The organism is Mesomycoplasma ovipneumoniae ATCC 29419 (assembly GCF_028885435.1).
Taxonomy (GTDB): Bacteria; Bacillota_I; Bacilli_A; order Mycoplasmatales; family Metamycoplasmataceae; genus Mesomycoplasma; species Mesomycoplasma ovipneumoniae.
Genome location: NZ_CP118522.1, coordinates 562,446 through 581,148 on the forward strand (window position 1 = coordinate 562,446; position 18,703 = coordinate 581,148).

The following is an 18,703-nucleotide window of genomic DNA, read 5'->3' on the forward strand; positions in this document are numbered from 1 at the left end:
ACCTTAATTTTAAATAATAAAAATTAAGGTTTTAGCCTCAAAAAACCCGGATTTACCGTTATTTTTTAATATTTGTATTGAATAAAAAGTGAATGTTTTCCATCAAACTGGGAAACTCAGGAGTTTTTATATCGGCTAAGTTATTTACTCAGCACTTAAAAAATAAATTGATAAAAAATTCAGGCAACTTTTGCTAATAAACAAAATTTTTCTAACAAAATATTTATTTTTGAATAAACAAAAATAAAAAAAGCTAAAAATTTAAAAAAGAATTTAAAATTTTTAGATTCGAAGTTTTTTGCCATTGAAAAGATCAGCAAACATTTTCTCATCATCGCGAGTTTTCTCGCTATAACCACCGCGAAAATCTGTTTTTGAAATTTCTTCAAAATAGTAATTTTTCTCTCTAGAATTTCAAGAAAAATCAAAGTGGCTTTCTAAAATCAATTTCTTTTCTTGCAGGGTATATAAATCCGAATTTTCTACAAAATCGTCAAAATACTTAAATTCATGAGTTGTTTCTTCTTGAAATTTTTTAATTGCATCACGATATAAAATTAGTTCTTCCATAGAAGATTTGATTACATTTTTATCTAAATAATTTGATTTTGATGAACAAGAAAAAACAAACTGCGGATCTTGGTTATTTCGTAGAAAAATATCTTGCTCAAGTTTGACTAATTTTTCCTTAAAATAATATTTTAAAATTTCGTATTTACCTTGGAAAATATCGTCATATAGATTTGAATGTCCAAATCAGTAATAAATTTTTTGCCCGTCAACATACAGTAAAATAAAATTTTTTAAGGAAATGGGTGAAATTCACCCAGTGTCTGTGCTATAAGCCGAACGATAATACGGTTTAAACCAAAAAACTGGCTTTTTTGAGTCAAATTGGGAAATTATTTCATCAAAAAGTCCATATTCTTGTCCACCAAAGTAAAAAATTTCGAAATTTTCAAGTTTTAATTTTGCTCAGCTTGGCAAAATAAAATAGTCAGGTTTAGCAAGATTGAGATTCTCAGTGTCCATATGATATCTAGGACCAAATAAAATTTGCAACAAATAGATAAATTCAATTTTATTTGTTCATTTATTCAAATTATCATAATAAAATTGACCGTTTTTACCAAAAAGGTTGATGCAAAATTTTCGATATTCCGGACCAAATTTATCAAATCAACTAAGAATAAATTTATCACGATTTTCAATGTTTAAATCAAGCTTTTTAATCCCGTATTTTTTAAATTTTTCAAGCAAATTATCATAAGTTTCAAAAGTAAATACATTTTGAATTGGTTCAATTTGGGTTTTTTCGCAAAAATTATAACCCTGTTTTAACAACAAATTGTAGATATTTTCTACATTTTCTCCTAAATATTGTTTGTTTGTATCTACAAATTTTGAATTATATTCGTATCTTTTTGATAAAAAATCAAAGATTTTTTCATGGTAATTTGCTAAATTTTTTGGTTTTGCATAAGGAACACTTTCCTGAATTTCCTTAATAATTAGAGCTTCAATTTTTTTTAGTTCATCTTTTGATTTGAACATTTTTTTAAAAACCGCAGGAAAGGAAATTGAAAATTCACATTTTTCTTTGTCACCAAAATTTTCAAAAGCAACGATTAGTAGTCTAAAATCTTTAGTCTCATAGGGAGTGTCCGAAAAATAGGGTTCTCATTTATACTCATCACTTAGATTTTCTTTTTTTCGACAATAATCTTCGTCACCTCATCTACGCGACAAACACCTAATTTCATCATAAAAATCAAAGTGTTTCAGTTTTTTCGAAAAAAAGACTGTTTTTGGGATATCTTCCAGTCTTAAATTATAAACATAATCATCACGTTTGTAATCTAAGCCAATAATAGTTTCAATTGGATTGTCTGCAACCTCACAAAAATCCATGACATATACTCATAAAAAGTCTGGAATTGCTTCATATTTTTCATAGGGATCATAGGAAAAATCATTATCGGAAAATATGTCTTCAACTGAGCGATAAGTTTTAAAATCAATATCTAAATATTTTAGATTTCTTAATTGTTTTATTGATTGTTTTCTTAATTGTTTTCTTGCTATAGACATCAAATCTAATTGGTTTTTCATATAAAATCCACCTTTTCAACATTTAACATTTTTATTATTAGTATACTGATTTATAAAAAAGAAGGTTTTTCAACACGAGTTTGATTTTGAAGTTCTCTAAAGTCAACAACATGAACTTTAAATTTTAGTTTTGGCACACCATTTTCAAAATAGAGCTCATTTTTTTGTTAACAAATTCAAGTGATAAACTATTTAAAATTAGCCGACCGTCTTGATTAATTTGAATTTCAATATCATCTGATTAGGAGGGACTGAATTAGTGCTTGTTTTGTTTAGATATGTTTGGGCTTTTTTAATATTTGCATTAATAACAAGCGAATTTTCATGGTTTTTGGTTGGAAAAATTTCGGCTAAATCACCAAAATTTAGTGATTTTTTTGAATTTAACAAATCTAAATAACGGGTTGTGAGTTTAAAATCTGAATAGCTTTTTGTACTTTGAAAATGTCAAAGTATGCTAAAAACACTTAGACTTAATAATCAAAAAGTAATAATATTAACAATGAACTTAAAAAGTTTCAGTTTTTTATTCATGTTTTCTCACTTTTTATATACTATATTCAAATTCTTTACTCAATGAAATTATAGCATACACTAAAACTTTTTAGGGAAAATTTCATTAAAAATTCAGCGTCTTAAAAAAATTGATAAAAATTCAAGCAATTTTTGCAAATAAACAAAATTTTTCTAACAAAATTTTTATTTTTGAATAAACAAAAATAAAAAACCTAAAAAATTTTAAAAAAAAAGAATTTAAAATTTTTAGTCTCGAAGTTTTTCGCCGTCGAAAAGATCAGCGAACATTTTCTCATCATCAAGAGCTTTCTCGCTATAATCACCGCGAAAATCTGTTTTTGAAATTTCTTCAAAATAGTAATTTTCGTCTCTAGAATTTCAGGAAAAATCAAAGTACCTTTCTAAAATCAATTTTTTTTCTTGTTGGCTATATAAACTCGAATTTTCTACAAAATCGTCAAAATACTTAAATTCATGAGTTGTTTCTTCTTGAAATTTTTTAATTGCATCACGATATAAAATTAGTTCTTCCATAGAAGATTCAATTACATTTTTATTTAAATAATTTGATTTTGATGGAGAAGCAAAAACAAACTGCGGATCTTGGTTATTTCGCAGAAAAATATCTTGTTCAAGTTTAACTAATTTTTGTTTAAAATAATATTTTAAAATTTCGTATTTACCTTGGTAAATATCATCATATAAATTTGAATGGCCAAATCAGTAGTAAATTTTTTGATCGTCAACATACAATAAAATGAAATTTTTTAATGCAATTGGGGAAATTCAGCCGGTGTTGGCGCTATAAGCAGAACGATAATACGGTTTAAACCAAAAAACTGGTTTTTTTGAGTCAAATTGTGCAATTATTTCATCAAAAAGTCCGTATTCTTGGCCGCCAAAGTAAAAAATTTGGAAATTTTCTAGTTTAAGTTTGGCTCAACTTGGTAAAATAAAATAATCCGGTTCGTCAAGGTCGACATTCTCGGTGGGGAAAAAATATCTAGGACCAAATAAAATTTGCAGCAAATAGATAAATTCAATTTTATTTGTTCATTTATTCAAATTATCATAATAAAATTGACCATTTTTACCAAAAAGGTCGATGCAATATTTTCGATATTCAGAACCGAATTTATCAAATCAACTAAGAATAAATTTATCCCGGTTTTCAATGTTTAAATCAAGCTTTTTAATCCCGTATTTTTCAAATTTTTTAAGCAAATTTTCATAAGTTTCAAAAGTAAATACATTTTGAATGGGGTTAATTTTGGTTTTTTTACTAAAATTATAATTCTCTTTTAATAACAAATTGTAGATATTTTCTACTTTTTTGCCTAAATATGCTTTATTTATATCTAGAAACTTTGAATTATATTCATATCTATTTGATAAAAAATCAAAGATTTTTTCGTGATAATTTGATAAATTTTTTGGCTTTGCATAAGGAACGCTTTCTTTGATTTCCTTAATTATCAGATTTTCAATTTTTTTTAGTTCATCTTTTGATTTGAACATTTTTTTGAAAAACTGCAGGAAAGGAAATTGAAAATTCACATTTTTTTTGTCACCAAAATTTTCAAAAGCGACGATTAGTACTCTAAAATCTTTAGTCTCATAGGGAGTGTCCGAAAAATAGGGTTCTCATTTGCATTTATCACTTAGATTTTCTTTTTTTCGACAATAATCTTTATCAGTTCATCTACGTGACAAACACCTAATTTCATCATAAAAATCAAAGTCTTTCAGTTTTTTCAAAAAAAAGACTGTTTTTGGGATATCTTCTAGTCTTAAATTATAAACATAATCATCACGTTTGTAATCTAAGGCAATAATAGTTTCAATTGGATTGTTTACAACCGCGCAAGAATCCATGACATAAACTCATAAAAAGTCTGGAATTGCTCGATATTCATTATTACAATCATTGGGAAAATCTTCATCGGAAAATATCCGTTCAATTAAGCAATAACTTTTAATATCAATTTCTAAATATTTTAGTTCTTTTAATTGTTTTTTTGCTTTAGACTTCAAATCTAATTGGACTGCCATATAAAAAATGTACCTTTTCTACACTTAACATTTTATCCCTGTCTACATGTTTCTTTTTAAGCCTTACTCTTCTTACATGATAACTTGGGAAAAATTTTTGTATATGATTTTGGATTAGATTGTTTATCAGGAATCTCAAAAGCATTTTTAGGGTACTTTCAATCAATAGAATCATGAGCAAGTCCACTTCCAGTAACAAAAGGACCTTTAGTAAAATCGGGATCCTTATTTAAATTATTATTTTGTCTTCGTAGCCATCCGTTTCCTACAATCAAATTTGCTGTATCTCTTGTTTTTTCAGCCAAATTTATCATAACTCGTCAATTATATGAATAAAAATCAATAGGTGAATTTAGTTTCTTATCCATAATTTTAAGGTCATCAACATTTTTATTATTTTTTACTGAACTAGGCAAGAAAATATCAATAATAATTTTGGTTAATTCTGATTGGACTAGCAAACTTCCAACCGCTAAAAGTCAGGCACATTTTTTACAAGTAAACATAAATTCAACTAACAAAATTGCTATTTTTAAATAGATAAAAAAGAAAAACAGGTTAAAAATTTTAAAAATAAAGTTAAATCTTTTATCATTAAATTTATTAATTAACAAAAAGACCTACGATTTTCCTTTTATCTCAATAAATTTTTTACTTTTATGACCACGAAAATCTACTCTTGCAATTTCATCATAATATTCAGTCCAATCATCAGAATCTCAAGAAAAGAGAAGGTGTTGTTGTAAAATTAATTCTTTTTCTTGTTGGGTATATAAATTAGTATTTTCTAGAAAGCGTCTAAAATACTCAAATTCATGATCTGTTTCTTTTAGAAATTTATTCAAGGCATCTCGATATAAAATTAATTCTTCCATAGATGATCCAATCACATTTTTAGTTAAATTATTTTGCCTTGGTGGTCATGAGACATAGAACTCCGGATCCTTACCATCACGCAGAAAAATATCTTGTTCAAGTTTGACTAATTTTTGTTTGAAATAATATTTTAAAATTTCGTATTTACCTCCATAAATATCATCATATAAATTTGAATGGCCAAATCAGTAATAAATTTTTTGACCATCAACATTCAATAAAATGAAATTTTTTAATGCAATTGGCAAAATCCGTGCTTCACCAGCTCCATAGGCGGAATAGTAAAATGGTTGAAATCAAAAAACTGGCTTTTTTGAGTCAAATTGGGAAATTATTTCATCAAAAAGGCCATATTCCTGCCCGTCAAAGTAAAAAATTTCGAAATTTTCAAGTTTTAATTTTGCCCAACTTGGTAGAATAAGAAAATCAGGCTCATCGGGATAAAAATCTAGATCTTCAACTCAATATTTAGGACCAAATAGAATTTGCAACAAATAGATTAATTCGATTTTATTTGTCCAATTATTCGCAATATCATAATACGTTTGGCCTCTTTTACCAAAAAGTTCGATGCAATATTTTCGATATTCTGGGCCAAATTTATCAAATCAACTAAGAATAAATTTATCACGATTTTCAATATTTAAGTTAAGTTTTTTGATCCCGTATTTTTCAAATTTTTTAAGCAAATTTTCATAAGTTTCAAAAGTAAATACATTTTGAATTGGATCAATTTGCGTTTTATCACCAAAATTATAATTCTCTTTTAATAACAAATTGTAGATATTTTCTACATTTTGTCCTAAATATGCTTTATTTATGTCTAGAAATTCTGAGTTATATTCATATCTATTTGATAAAAAATCAAAGATTTTTTCGTGGTAATTTGCTAAATTTTTTGGCTTTGCATAAGGAACGCTTTCCTGAATTTCCTTAATAATTAAAGCTTCAATTTCTCTCAATCTGCTTTTTGATTTAAATATTTTTCAAAAATAAGCAGGATAAGAAATTGAAAATTCACATTTTTCAATATCATCAAAGTTTTCAAAGACAACAACAACTTTTTTAAAATCTTTACCATCGCGTAAAGCAGATGCAGAATAAAGATCAGATTTATAAACAACATTTTCTTCTTCGTTTATTTCGCAATATTCAACGTGGTGACAGTCGCCAATTAAACACTTAATATCGTTATGAAATTGGAAATCTTCGAGTTTTTTGGAAAAAAACGAACTTTTTGGGATATCTTCCAGTTTTAAATTATAAATATAATCTTCTTGTTTATAATTTAAGCTAATAATTCTTTCAATTGGATTAGGATTGTAGGTTTCTTTAAGGTAATCGTATAAAAAATTTGGAAATGGATAATTCTTATAATAACAATCAGACGTTGAATCCACATCATCATCAGTCATATTGCCAATTGAACAACGACTTTTAATATTAATTTCTATATATTTTAGTTTAATTAATTGTTTTTTTGCGTTAGTTACTAAATCTAATTGCCTTTCCATATAAAAAATGCACCTTTTCAACATTTAACATTTTTTTTCTTGGTATAAATTCCGACTCAATACCCTTTTCCTCATCCCCTATCATTCTTAATCTCCTTACATGATAATTGGGAAAATATATTTTTATGTATGATGGTATTTTTTCATCTTTACTTTTATCAATATCAAACGCATTTTTAGGGTTAGTTCAATCAATAGCATCGCTAGCTAGACCTTCTCCAACAACAAAGTGATCTTTAGTAAAACCGGAATCTTTATTTAAATTATTATTTGGATCAATTGACCATCTATTTCCCACAATCAAATTTGCTGTATCTCTTGTTTTTTGAGCCAAAGTTCACATAACTGGCTCATTAAATGAATAAAAATCAATAGGGGACTTTAATTTTTCCTCCATATTTTTACGGTCATAATAATTATCATTAATTTTAGCTTTTACTGAACTATGCAGGAAAGTATCAATAATAATTTTGGTTAATTCTGATTGGGTTAGCAAACTTCCAACCGCTAAAATTCAGTAACATTTTCGCAAGTAAACATAAATTCAACTAACAAAATTGCTATTTTTAAATAAATAAGAATTTAAAAAAGTAAGTTAAGAATTTTAAAAATAAACTTAAATCTTTTGTCTTTAAATTTATTAATTAACAAAAAGATCTACGATTCCCCTTCTATCTCAATAAATTTTTTGCTTTTATAACCGCGAAAATCTACTCTTGCAATTTCATTATAATATTCAGTTTTATCATCGTTATCTGAAGAATAGATAAGGTGTTGTTGTAAAATTAATTCTTTTTCTTGTTGGGTATATAAATTAGTATTTTCTAGAAAGCGTCTAAAAAACCCAAATTCATGGTCTATTTCTTTTAAATATTTATTCAACGCATCCCGATATAAAATTAATTCTTCCATAGATGATTCCATCACATTTTTATCTAAATCGATTTGCCTTGGCGATCTAGAAACATAGAACTCCGGATCCTTGCCATCACGCAGAAAAATATCTTGTTCAAGTTTGACCAATTTTTGTTTGAAATAATATTTTAAAATTTCGTATTTACCTTGATAAATATTATTATATAAATTTGAATGACCAAATCAGTAATAAATTTTTTTCACCGTCAACATTCAATAAAAATAAAATTTTTCAATGCAATTGGCAAGATTCATGCATCGCCGACCCATAGGCGGAGTAGTAATATGGTTGAAATCAAAAACTGGCTTTTTTGAGTCAAATTGAGAAATTATTTCATCAAAAAGACCATATTCTTGTCCACCAAAGTAAAAAATTTCGAAATTTTCAAGTTTTAATTTTGCTCAGCTTGGCAAAATAAAAAAATCAGGTTCAGTAGGATAATAAAAATCTCAATCTTCAACTCAATATTTAGAGCCAAATAAAATTTGCAACAAATAGATTAATTCGATTTTATTTGTCCAATTATTCGCATGATCATAATAATTTTTTCCGTCTTCACCAAAAAGTTTGATGCAATATTCGCGATATTCCGGACCAAATTTATCAAATCAACTAAGAATAAATTTATCACGATTTTCAATATTTAAGTTAAGTTTTTTGATCCCGTATTTTTCAAATTTTTTAAGCAAATTTTCATAAGTTTCAAAAGTAAATACATTTTGAATTGGATCAATTTGCGTTTTATCACCAAAATTATAATTCTCTTTTAATAACAAATTGTAGATATTTTCTACATTTTGTCCTAAATATGCTTTATTTATGTCTAGAAATTCTGAGTTATATTCATATCTATTTGATAAAAAATCAAAGATTTTTTCGTGGTAATTTGCTAAATTTTTCGGCTTTGCATAAGGAACACTTTCCTGAATTTCCTTAATAATTAAAGCTTCAATTTCTCTCAATCTGCTTCTTGATTTAAATATTTTTCAAAAAATAAGCAGGATAAGAAATTGAAAATTCGCATTTTTCAATATCATCAAGGTTTTCAAATACAACAACAACTTTTTAAAAGCTTTACCATCGCGTAAAGCAGATGCGGAATAAAGATCAGATTTATAAACAACATTTTCTTCTTCGTTTATTTCACAATATTCAATGTGGTGACAGTCGCCAATTAAACACTTAATATCGTTATGAAAATGAAAATCTTTGAGTTTTTTGGAAAAAAACGCACTTTTCGGGATATCTTCCAGTTTTAAATTATAAACATAATCTTCTTGTTTATAATTTAAACTTATAATTCTTTCAATTGGATTAGGATCGAAGATGTTATCATAAAGATAATTGGATAAAAAATTTGTAAATGGATAATTATTATAATAACAATCAGAAGTTAAATCAACATCATCCTTAGTCATATTGCCAACTGAACAGCGACTTTTAATGTTAATTTCTATATATTTTAGTTTAATTAACTGTTTTTTTGCCTTAGTTACTGAATCTAATTGCTTCTCCATATAAAAAATGCACCTTTTCAACATTTAACATTTTTTCTCTTGGTATAAATTCCCTCTTTCCGAATTTTCGCTTTATCATTCTTGCTCTCCTTACATGATAACTGGGAAAATATATTTTTACGTATGATGGTATGTTTTTATTTTCATTTCCATTTTCATTTCCATTTTCATTTTCATTTTCATTTCCATTTTTACTTGTATCATAAATATCAAACGCATTTTTAGGGTTAGTTCAATCAATAGCATCATTAGCTAGACCTTCTCCAACAACAAAGTGATCTTTAGTAAAACCGATATCTTTATTTAAATTATTAGTTGGATCTCATGACCATCTATTTCTCACTATCAAATTTGCTGTATATTTTGTTTTTTCAGCCAAACTTTTCATAACTGGTTCATTATATGAATAAAAATCAATAGGTGAATTTAGTTTTTTATCCATAATTTTAAGGTCGTCAACATTTTTATTATTTTTTACTGAACTAGGTAGCAAGTTATTAATAATAATTTTGGTTAATTCTGATTGGGCTAGCAAACTTCCAACCGCTAAAAGTCAAGCTGCAGGTTCTGGAATTGCTTGTTTACTAATAACAAAATGAGGTTCTAACTTTTCATTGTGAAAATTAAAAAATCATGCAGGATGAATTCCAGTGTATTGTTTTAATTTTTCCTTATCTTTTGCTTTTACAATAGAAAGTTCTAAAGTCGCTGTATTTGCTATTTCTTTAATACTAGGCTCACCTTTTGCTTTTGGCAATTTATCTAAGTCAACCACAATTGAGCTTTCAGTTCTTCAAGTAACAGGGTTATTATTAGCTGGGTCATGAACAGGACTATAATCATCTGACGTATAGTAACTTTCACGGTTCCCAAATCATCTACCTACATCATCAACAACCTTTGGAAAAGTTTCCACAGCTACCGCAGCAGCTGTGGAAACTGCTACTGCGGCAATGGCAGCTGCGACAGCGTTTGAAATAAATGGAATAAAAGGCAAAAGGAAAAAGAAGGTTTTTTCAACCCGAATTTGATTTTGAAGCTCTCTAAAGTCAAAAACGTAACCTTCTAATTTTAGTTTTGGCACACCTTCTTCAAAATAGAGTTCAGCTTTTTTGTTAACGAATTCAAGTGAAGCACTATTTAAAATTACCTCACCTTCTTGATTAATTTGAATTTCGATATCATCTAGATTAGGAGAGTCTGAATTAGTACTTGTTTTGTTTAGATGTGTTTTGGCTTTTTAATATTTGCGTTGATGACAAGCGAATTTTGTTGGTTTTTGGTCGAAATAATTTGGACTAAATCATCAAAATTTACCGGTTTTTTGAATTTGATAAATCTATATCACGAGTTTCAAGTTTAAAATCTGAATAGGTTTTTGTATTTTGAAAGTGTCAAAGCGACCCAAAAACACTTAGACTTAATGATGAAAAAGCAATAATATTAGTTATAAACTTAAAAAGTTTTAGTTTTTTCTTCATTTTTTCTCCTTAATATTAAAATTCTTTAATATAAAATTGTAACATGTATTTGAGAATTTTTGTGAAAATTTCATTTAAAAAGAATAAATTAATACAAATTAGCACGCTAATTTTAGGTATCTTCAAAAAGGTGCGTCAAAATCAAGCGATACAGATTCATAGTTCAAGACAAATCTAAGAACATTAAAATTGACAAATCTAAAGGTTAAAAATTGCAATTTTGCATTTTCGGGAAGAATTTCCCGAGTTTCCCAGTTTTAAGACAAAAATTCGCTTTTTAGTGAATCTAAATATGAAAAAACAACGGTAAATCGGTGTTTTTTGATTTTAAAATCTTAATTTTTATTACTATCATTTACTAGCATTTTAAGTAATTTTATGGTATAATTATAAATTATGAAAAAACAAAAATTAACTAAGTTGGTTTAGTAACGATGTTGCAAAAATTAAGGCAAAGGGTTGAATTTAACACTTTAGATCAGCAAATGATATTTAAAAATCGAGATGGTGTTCCTAGTGATCCGAATATTTGAAATAGGTATGATTTTTACTTTGATATCTTAATAAATCACTAAAAAAATTGTAAGTAACTTTTACCAAAAAACTTAAAAACTGCCTAAAACCAGATGCTTTTTTAAAATTACCTTATGAAACTGGGAAACTCGGGACATTAAAATTGACAAATCTAAAGGTTAAAAATTGCAATTTTGCATTTTCGGGAAGAATTTAGACAAATTTATAAAAAAGAAAAATGCAAAATTGACACAAAAAGTCAATTTTGCATTTTTAAGAAACAGTTTAATAAGAAATTGCCAAAAAAGTTTGATAAATCTATGAAAAATAAATCTCTGTTAGCGCAGAAAGAAATAGAAAATTAATGGTTTTTCTGAAAAATGATAGTGGAATTTATCAAGAAAAATGGAAAATTTTCTTAGAAAGATGGGGTTGATGCTTAATTATTTGTGTCTGAATTTTTTTTAGTAATTTGTTATTTAAAAAAGATTTTTTGGACTAGCTGTTTAAAACTGTTAAAATATGGTCGATTTTAAGCTGATCTGTTGATGAAAATCAAAAATCAGCTTGATTAAATTCACTAAATTGATCCAAAGAAACAACAACCGATCTCATTTTCGCACTTTTTATTGATAAAAACCCTGAAAGAGAATCCTCAAAGCCAATGCAATTTTCGGGATTTAGAGACAATCCTTCTGAAGCTAATAGAAAAATATCAGGCGCTGGCTTAGGTTTTTTGATTTTTTTAGGATCAGCAATATAGTCAAAAAAAGCAATAATTCCAAGTTTTTCTAAAATTAAAGGGGCATTAAGGCTACTTGAGGCAAGTGCAATTTTCATTTTTTTACTTTTTGCACTTGTTAGTAAATCTAATATTCCTGGCAAAAGATGGTCTTTATTTAGATTTTCAAGTAATTTTAAGTAAATTTCATTTTTTTTAAAACAGAGATTGTCAATTTTTTGTTCATCTCAGGTCAGTTTTTTTAGTTCTAAAATTGCTTTTAGCGTTTCTTTTCTTGATAGTCCCTTTAATTGGGCATTTTCAGTCTCGCTAAAGTCAATATTTTCGGCTAAAAGTGATTGTTTTCAGGCTAAAAAATGTAATTGGGCAGTATCTGTTATTATTCCATCCAGATCAAATATTAGTCCTTTAATTTTCATGGTTTATTGCAAAAAAATGCACGCTTTCTATAAGTTCTTCTTGATTATTTATTCAAATTTTTACAGGTTTTTTATTGAAATTTTCAACCCTAAAAGTTGAGTGATCAATTCTTACTTGTAAATTTGCACCTTGAAAACTAAAGTTATAAATTAATGAATTTCACTCTTTTGGTAAATTAGGTTTTAAATGAATTTTATGGTCAAAATAAGTTAGACCACCAAAGCCAAAAACAACCATTTGTCAAATTGCAGCAAGCGATCCTGCATGAATTCCAGCATCAGAACTTTTCATGTTTTGACCTAAATCAATGTTAATTCCGTACTGAAAAAGTTGATAAGCTTTGTCGATTTTGTTAAGTCTTATTGCTTCAATTGCATAAGTTGCCGCCGAAAGTGAGGAGTCATGTGTTGTAATTTGTTCGTAAAAATCAAAGTTTTTTGCTCTAATTTCTTCAGAATAGCGTTCAGGAAATAGGTATAAAAGTAAGACAACATCAGCTTGTTTAACTAGTTGAGATGCAAGAATTTTTTGCCCTTTTACAAGTGAAAAAAGTTTTTTTCCTGCATCACCAAGCATTTTAAATTCGCTAATATCGTTTCGTTCTAGTTCTAAAAAGCTGTCATTTTCGGCGATAATTAGCTCAGAATTTGGTTTTTGTTGGACTAAATTTTGGCCAACATTTTTGATTTTTTCAAAATCAATTTTATAAGGAATTTTTGCAAGAACCTCAGCAAATACTGGGGTATTTTTTATTTTTTCAAAATAAAAAAGCGCTAGATCAAGGTTATATTTTGCCATTGCATTAATGTAGGCCGAATTGTTAATATTGCCTTTGTATTCATTTGGACCCATTACATCATTAATTTCAAATTTTCCGTCAGTAGTTTTTTCAGCCCGGTTAGTGTAAAATCAAGCAGTATCAAAAATTATTTCATAGCCGTATTTTTCCATGAAATCTTGATCCAAAGTAACAACAAAATATTGTTGAATTGCATATGCAATATCAGCTGAGACATGAATTTCTTGACGGGCAGAGGCAATTGGGACTTGTTTTCCAGAAATTATATCAACCTGGCCTCAAATTGGACAGACTTCGCCATCTTTAGGCAGTGCCATCTCTCAGGGAAATTGGGCTCCTTCAAGGTTGGATTCTTGAGGTCTGACTTTAACAGAAGCGGCTTTTTTTCGGGCAGCATCTAAGCCTTTATAACGATAAATTAATAAATTTCTGACAACATTAGGTTCAACAAAAAGATAATTAGGATTAATAAAAAATTCTGAATCTCAATAGGTATGGCCTTGATATCCTTCGCCGGTTAGACCTTTTGCTCCTGCGTTAATTTCGGTCGAATTTTTTCGAAAAAGTCCATTTAGATGATAAAGTCCAAAATCAAGTCCAAGCTGGTCAAATTGGGAATTTGAATCAATTTTGACAAGAAATTTTTGTCATAGATTTTTGTCAAGAGCCTGGCTTGATTCTAAAAAAGACTCATGAAAATCGGCATTTAGTAAAGTTTTTAGTGTTAAATTTGCTTGTTTTTCGAGCTTAGAATCCTCAATTAAATTTTCGGAGTCATCAATGGAAGTATGAACTGACATTAATTTTATCAGGCTTAGTTTTGTGCCTTTTTTGAATTTTCCTTTGATTCGAAATAGTATTAGTCGTCTTGAGGCATCAACTTGAAAATTATCGTCTCCAGCTTTTATTCTTTGGCCGTTGACTTCAAAATGGCAAACTAAATTGTGAATGACTAACAAATTTGAGCTAGTTGAGCGTTGTTTTAACTGTAGAGCGTTTTCAAAAGGGCGAAATTTTTCACCTTCGGCAAAGTGTTGAGTTCCTGTGTTTGTATTTTGGGCATTAATTTGTGGGCGAAATTCAATTTGAACATATTCGTTTTCAGGGTTGACTTCAAGAATTTCAACCTCAATTTTTTGGGCATAAAAATTGAGGTTTTGATGTGAAACAAAACGAAAAGTCTCGATTTTTATAGTATTTTTTTGGCGGCTAAGTCTAACTGAACGCGATAGAGATCCATTTTTTATATCAAAAACTTTTTGATATTGGTCTTCAGAGTCAAGAATTAATGGCTGTTCATTTATAAACATTGGGGTTGTAATTAAATCTGCTAAATTACAAATTTCCGGAACTTCATGTTCAACATCTTTGTTAAAAACACCACTTACAAAAAATCCTGGTTTATTATAATAATCAGGTTCTTCGTCACTACTTCTGAGACCTAAATATCCATTTGTTAAGGCAAAAATTGATTCAGTTTTTCCTGTAAATCTTCGGTCAAAGCCATTTTGAATAACTAGTTTTTTAAAATTATCATACGTTAAAAATTGGTTAGTTTTCATTTTATTCCTTAATTAAAATTGACTCAAACGGGCGGAAAAAATCCTCAGGTTTTTTGAGATCCTGATATGAAGAAAGCAAGGGTTTTTGCTGAATTTTTTCGGTAAAAGGTAATTCTTTTTTTGTTAAATTTAAGTAAAAAATTAATTTTTCACCTTTGAATTCACGGCTAATTTTGCAAATTCCGTCTTTGGTTATTTCTAATTTTGCTTTTCCGTCAACAAGCAAATCTTTTAAATCATTTTTATAAAGAAAAATTAATTTTTTATAAAAATTTAAAATTGAATTTTTGTCTAAAGTTTGACTCTTAACATTCATTCGCGGGTCATCAAGGCTTGTGTTAATTCAGGCTTTTTGGCTTGAAAATCCGTTGTTTTTGTCTAAATTTCAGCGCAAAGGACCTCTTCCTGAATCGCGACTGTTAATATTTGCATAAATTAACATTTCTGATTCAGAATAAATTTTTTCTCTGTCAACAAGTGAAGCAAAAGCATTTTTCATATCAATGTCAACAAAATCTTGTCTGTTTTCAAAATAGGAATTGGTCATTCCAATTTCTTCACCATAGTAAATTATTGGAATTCCGCGCATTGAAAAAAGTAAAAGAGCTAGCGATTTTGCTGATTCTTTTCAGAAAAATGGATAGTCACCTCAACGAGAAATTGCCCTGGAAGTATCATGATTTGAAAGAAAATTGCTCATTAAACTAGGGCTAATTTCTTCATTGTGTTGAAAAGGGATTTGGGCGTTAATAAAATCTTGATAGTCTCAATTTGCATTAAATCCGTTTCTGCCAGTTTTGTTTGACCAGCCGATTCATCATCATGAAAAGTTAAAAAAATTATTGGCCAAAGGTGACTTTCCAGCCCCATATTTTATTAATTCTTCAACAGTTATCCCGCTAGCCTCACCAAAAGTGTAGGCATCAGGCTTATTTTTAAAGGCAAGTTCGTTAAATTTTTCAAGATATTCTTGGGCGCCTTTGCATCAGGAAAAATACGGATTTTGTTCAACATTTTCAAAATTTTTAGCAACATGTTTGATGGCATCAAGGCGAAAACCGCGAACTCCAAGGTCATACCAAAAATTAATAATGTCAACAAAAGCAGCTTGTGTGTCTGGATGGGCTCAATTTAAATCAACTTGGTCAGTGCTAAAAAGGTGGAAATAATATTTTTGAACGTCTGGCTGTCATTCTCAGGCTGATCCGCCAAAAATTGAAGTCGCTTTTTGTTCTTCAGGGCTTAATTTTTCTCTTCAAATAAAATAATTATGCTCTTTGTTGTCAGGCGATTCAATTGCCTTTTTAAATCAGGAATGCTGACTTGAAACATGGTTTAAAACCACGTCAATTATTATATCTATATTTAATTCACGGGCTTTTTTGGTGAGTTTAGCAAAGTCATTAAGACTACCAAATTTAGACCAAATTGACTTATAATCAAGAACATCATAACCCGCATCGACAAAATTAGTCTCATAAAATGGGGTTAGTCAAATTGCGTCAATTCCTAAATCGCTAAGATATTCAAGTTTATTATAAATTCCAAGAATATCGCCATTTCCGTCATTATTTGCATCATAAAATGATCTGACAAAAATTTGGTATACTACTTTATCTTTTAAATTTGTTTTCATTTTAGTAAAAATTAATCCTTTTTTGTTAGCAAAATAGACTGATGAGGTTGAATTAAATTGTTAATATTATTCAATTTTGAATTAAAAAGTATCTCAAAGTCATCAAAATTATAGTCATACTGATTGTTTGAAAAATTGTGAATAATTTTGACAGACTGACCTTCTAAGTCAATTTGAAAAATAATTAATCCTTTGTTTTTGTCAACAGTTTCAAAATTTAGACAATCTTTAATTTGCTGATTTGTTTTTAGTCTAAAAAACCCTGTTTTTTGCCGAAATTCGTTAATTTTGGCAAAAAAATTAAAAATTTGTTCTTCAATTTGCTTATTTTTTAAAATATCAAATTTTAAACCGTTAGTAAAATCTGTTGTCTTATAAGAATTAAAATCAAAAAAATCTGCATTTAAAAACTCAAAAGGTGGATTTTTTTGATTTAAATTTGGATGGCAAGCTTGATAAGTTGCGCCAGAAAAATCACAAACTTTTGAAAAACAAAACTCACTTCCGGAGCTAAAAAGCACTTTCCCTTGGACAAAAGAAACTAGCATTAAGGCTTGCCGGTAAGTTTCAATAAATTGTTTTTTTCCGATTTTTGGTGATGAAGACAAAATTTTATCAGCTAAAGTCGGCCCATCATGACAGGTCAAATATGCTAAATTTAAGCTAATTTCATTAGCAAAAAGATCATAGCGTTTTTTAGAGTGGTAAAAATCTTTAAAATCATAATCAGCAATATTTCCTGGAATTGAAGAGACATAAGCGCCGAATTTTACAGCATTTTTTGATAAAATAAGGCCTTTGTCATTTGGCGAGTCACTACCTCGAACTGCGTTTCGAATTGTGTCATTAAAATATCCAAAATTAAAATTATTACCTTCTTTTCCTTTCGTTAATCTTTTAGTAAAAGGTAAGTCACTAAAATCTCAAGCTTCTCCGTATAATAAAATGTTAGGATTAATTTTTCTTAGTTCTGTATCGATAATTTTAAGTGATTTTTTATCTAAAAATGAAGCTAAGTCAAAACGAAATCCATCAACTTTATAATATTTAACAAAAAAAATCAGTGAGTCTAAAATTAGCCTAAAAGCCATCGGTTTTTGGGAGTCTAAAGGCGCGAAACCAACTGGAAAAATTTCAGCATTTTCGCGATAAAAGTGACCTGGGGCAACATTTTCAAAAACTGAATTTTCAAAAGTGTGATTATAAACAACATCGAGAATTATTCCAATATTGTTTTTGTGAGCCTGATCAACAAAATTACGGAATTCTACAATTTTTGCATAAGGGTCTTGTGGATTTGTTGAAAAACTAGAATTAAGTGAAAAAAAATTAATTGGGTCATAACCCCAGTTATAAGCACTATAATGGCCTTTTCCGTCGCCTTGATGGAGAATAGGAACACTTTTTTGGGCAAAAGTATAGCAAGAATGGAGTGGAAGTAATTGTAAAAAGTTTAAATTCAGCTTATTTAAGTAAGAAAAAATACCATTATCAATCGCTCCAATAAAAGTTCCAGGATATTGGACTTTTTTTGAAAGCGAACTAAAATCACGAACATGGAGCTCGTAAATCTGGGCATCAATTTTGGGATCAGCCTCAAATAAGTTAATATCTGAAGGCATTTGGCCGGTTTTTTCTGAAAAAATATCAATTAAAAAGGCTTTAGGAGTTTCATTTTTAGTTCAATCAAAAGGAGCAAGGCTGAATGCATATGGATCAAGTGCGAAAGTTGTTGTTGAATTAGAGTGTTCAACCTTCAAATTATATGAATATGATTCAAAATTTTTGCTAATTTTGCAAAACCAGGCTCCTTTTGTTTTTTTCATTTTTATTGTTTTAAAAGGGGTTGAATCTTCAAAATGTTTATAAATTAAAAATTCAACTGAAATTGCATCAGGAGATCAAAAATAAAAATGAAACTTTTCATCCTTCAAAAACAAGCCAAGCGGTCCTAGGTATATTTTTCCGCGCGAATTTTTGCGAATTAGACTTTTTTCATAGTCAAAAAGCATGTTTACACCTAAATAATAAAAAAATTTGGCAAATT

General features: G+C 28.3%; 13 protein-coding genes and 1 pseudogene. 1 reads left to right on the plus strand and 13 read right to left on the minus strand.

The window, feature by feature from the left end; all coding sequences use genetic code 4:
* Nucleotides 1-282 precede the first annotated feature (282 nt).
* From PWA39_RS02120 to PWA39_RS02160, 9 genes and pseudogenes are all read right to left on the minus strand, one after another.
* Nucleotides 283-2,112, minus strand: coding sequence for a hypothetical protein (locus PWA39_RS02120; protein WP_274827396.1), 1,830 nt, complete (start codon nucleotides 2,110-2,112; stop codon nucleotides 283-285).
* 198 nt (nucleotides 2,113-2,310) lie between these two features.
* On the minus strand, nucleotides 2,311-2,646 hold the full coding sequence (locus PWA39_RS02125; protein ID WP_069099682.1) for a hypothetical protein: 336 nt from the start codon (nucleotides 2,644-2,646) through the stop codon (nucleotides 2,311-2,313).
* A gap of 228 nt (nucleotides 2,647-2,874) precedes the next feature.
* Nucleotides 2,875-4,680: pseudogene (locus PWA39_RS02130) on the minus strand (hypothetical protein).
* 56 nt (nucleotides 4,681-4,736) lie between these two features.
* Nucleotides 4,737-5,186, minus strand: a complete 450-nt coding sequence (locus PWA39_RS02135) for a hypothetical protein (protein ID WP_274827398.1) — start codon at nucleotides 5,184-5,186, stop codon at nucleotides 4,737-4,739.
* Between the two features lie 114 nt (nucleotides 5,187-5,300).
* Nucleotides 5,301-7,070, minus strand: coding sequence for a hypothetical protein (locus PWA39_RS02140; protein ID WP_274827399.1), 1,770 nt, complete (start codon nucleotides 7,068-7,070; stop codon nucleotides 5,301-5,303).
* A complete protein-coding gene (locus PWA39_RS02145) occupies nucleotides 7,042-7,566 on the minus strand; it encodes a hypothetical protein (RefSeq protein ID WP_274827400.1) in 525 nt (174 codons plus the stop codon). Before PWA39_RS02145 ends, PWA39_RS02140 begins: the two co-directional genes overlap by 29 nt.
* Nucleotides 7,567-7,727: 161 nt before the next feature.
* Nucleotides 7,728-9,503, minus strand: coding sequence for a hypothetical protein (locus PWA39_RS02150; protein WP_318034665.1), 1,776 nt, complete (start codon nucleotides 9,501-9,503; stop codon nucleotides 7,728-7,730).
* On the minus strand, nucleotides 9,475-10,587 hold the full coding sequence (locus PWA39_RS02155) for a hypothetical protein (RefSeq protein ID WP_274827401.1): 1,113 nt from the start codon (nucleotides 10,585-10,587) through the stop codon (nucleotides 9,475-9,477). Before PWA39_RS02155 ends, PWA39_RS02150 begins: the two co-directional genes overlap by 29 nt.
* A 229-nt stretch (nucleotides 10,588-10,816) precedes the next feature.
* Nucleotides 10,817-10,984, minus strand: a complete 168-nt coding sequence (locus tag PWA39_RS02160; protein WP_274827402.1) for a hypothetical protein — start codon at nucleotides 10,982-10,984, stop codon at nucleotides 10,817-10,819.
* 434 nt (nucleotides 10,985-11,418) lie between these two features.
* Here PWA39_RS02160 and PWA39_RS02165 point away from each other — a divergent pair, with 434 nt between their 5' ends.
* Nucleotides 11,419-11,559 carry a hypothetical protein gene (locus tag PWA39_RS02165; RefSeq protein ID WP_165268365.1) on the plus strand — a complete coding sequence of 47 codons (141 nt, stop codon included), beginning with the start codon at nucleotides 11,419-11,421 and terminating at the stop codon, nucleotides 11,557-11,559.
* 436 nt (nucleotides 11,560-11,995) lie between these two features.
* On the opposite strand, the gene pgmB is transcribed toward PWA39_RS02165, so the two are convergent.
* Genes pgmB through PWA39_RS02185 form a run of 4 tightly spaced genes read right to left on the minus strand, consistent with a single transcriptional unit; the run spans nucleotide 11,996 to nucleotide 18,668 of the window.
* The gene (gene pgmB, locus PWA39_RS02170; protein WP_069099601.1) at nucleotides 11,996-12,658 is read right to left on the minus strand and encodes a beta-phosphoglucomutase; all 663 of its coding nucleotides are present in this window, start codon (nucleotides 12,656-12,658) and stop codon (nucleotides 11,996-11,998) included.
* Entirely contained in the window at nucleotides 12,648-15,020 is a 2,373-nt protein-coding gene (locus PWA39_RS02175) for a glycosyl hydrolase family 65 domain-containing protein (RefSeq protein WP_069099602.1), read from the minus strand. The genes pgmB and PWA39_RS02175 overlap by 11 nt, the downstream gene beginning before the upstream one ends.
* Before the next feature lies 1 nt (nucleotide 15,021).
* Nucleotides 15,022-16,656: an alpha-amylase family glycosyl hydrolase gene (locus PWA39_RS02180; RefSeq protein WP_069099603.1), complete on the minus strand. Its 1,635-nt coding sequence runs from the start codon at nucleotides 16,654-16,656 to the stop codon at nucleotides 15,022-15,024.
* Nucleotides 16,657-16,667: 11 nt separating this feature from the next.
* Nucleotides 16,668-18,668: an alpha-amylase family glycosyl hydrolase gene (locus tag PWA39_RS02185; protein WP_069099604.1), complete on the minus strand. Its 2,001-nt coding sequence runs from the start codon at nucleotides 18,666-18,668 to the stop codon at nucleotides 16,668-16,670.
* Nucleotides 18,669-18,703: the final 35 nt, after the last annotated feature.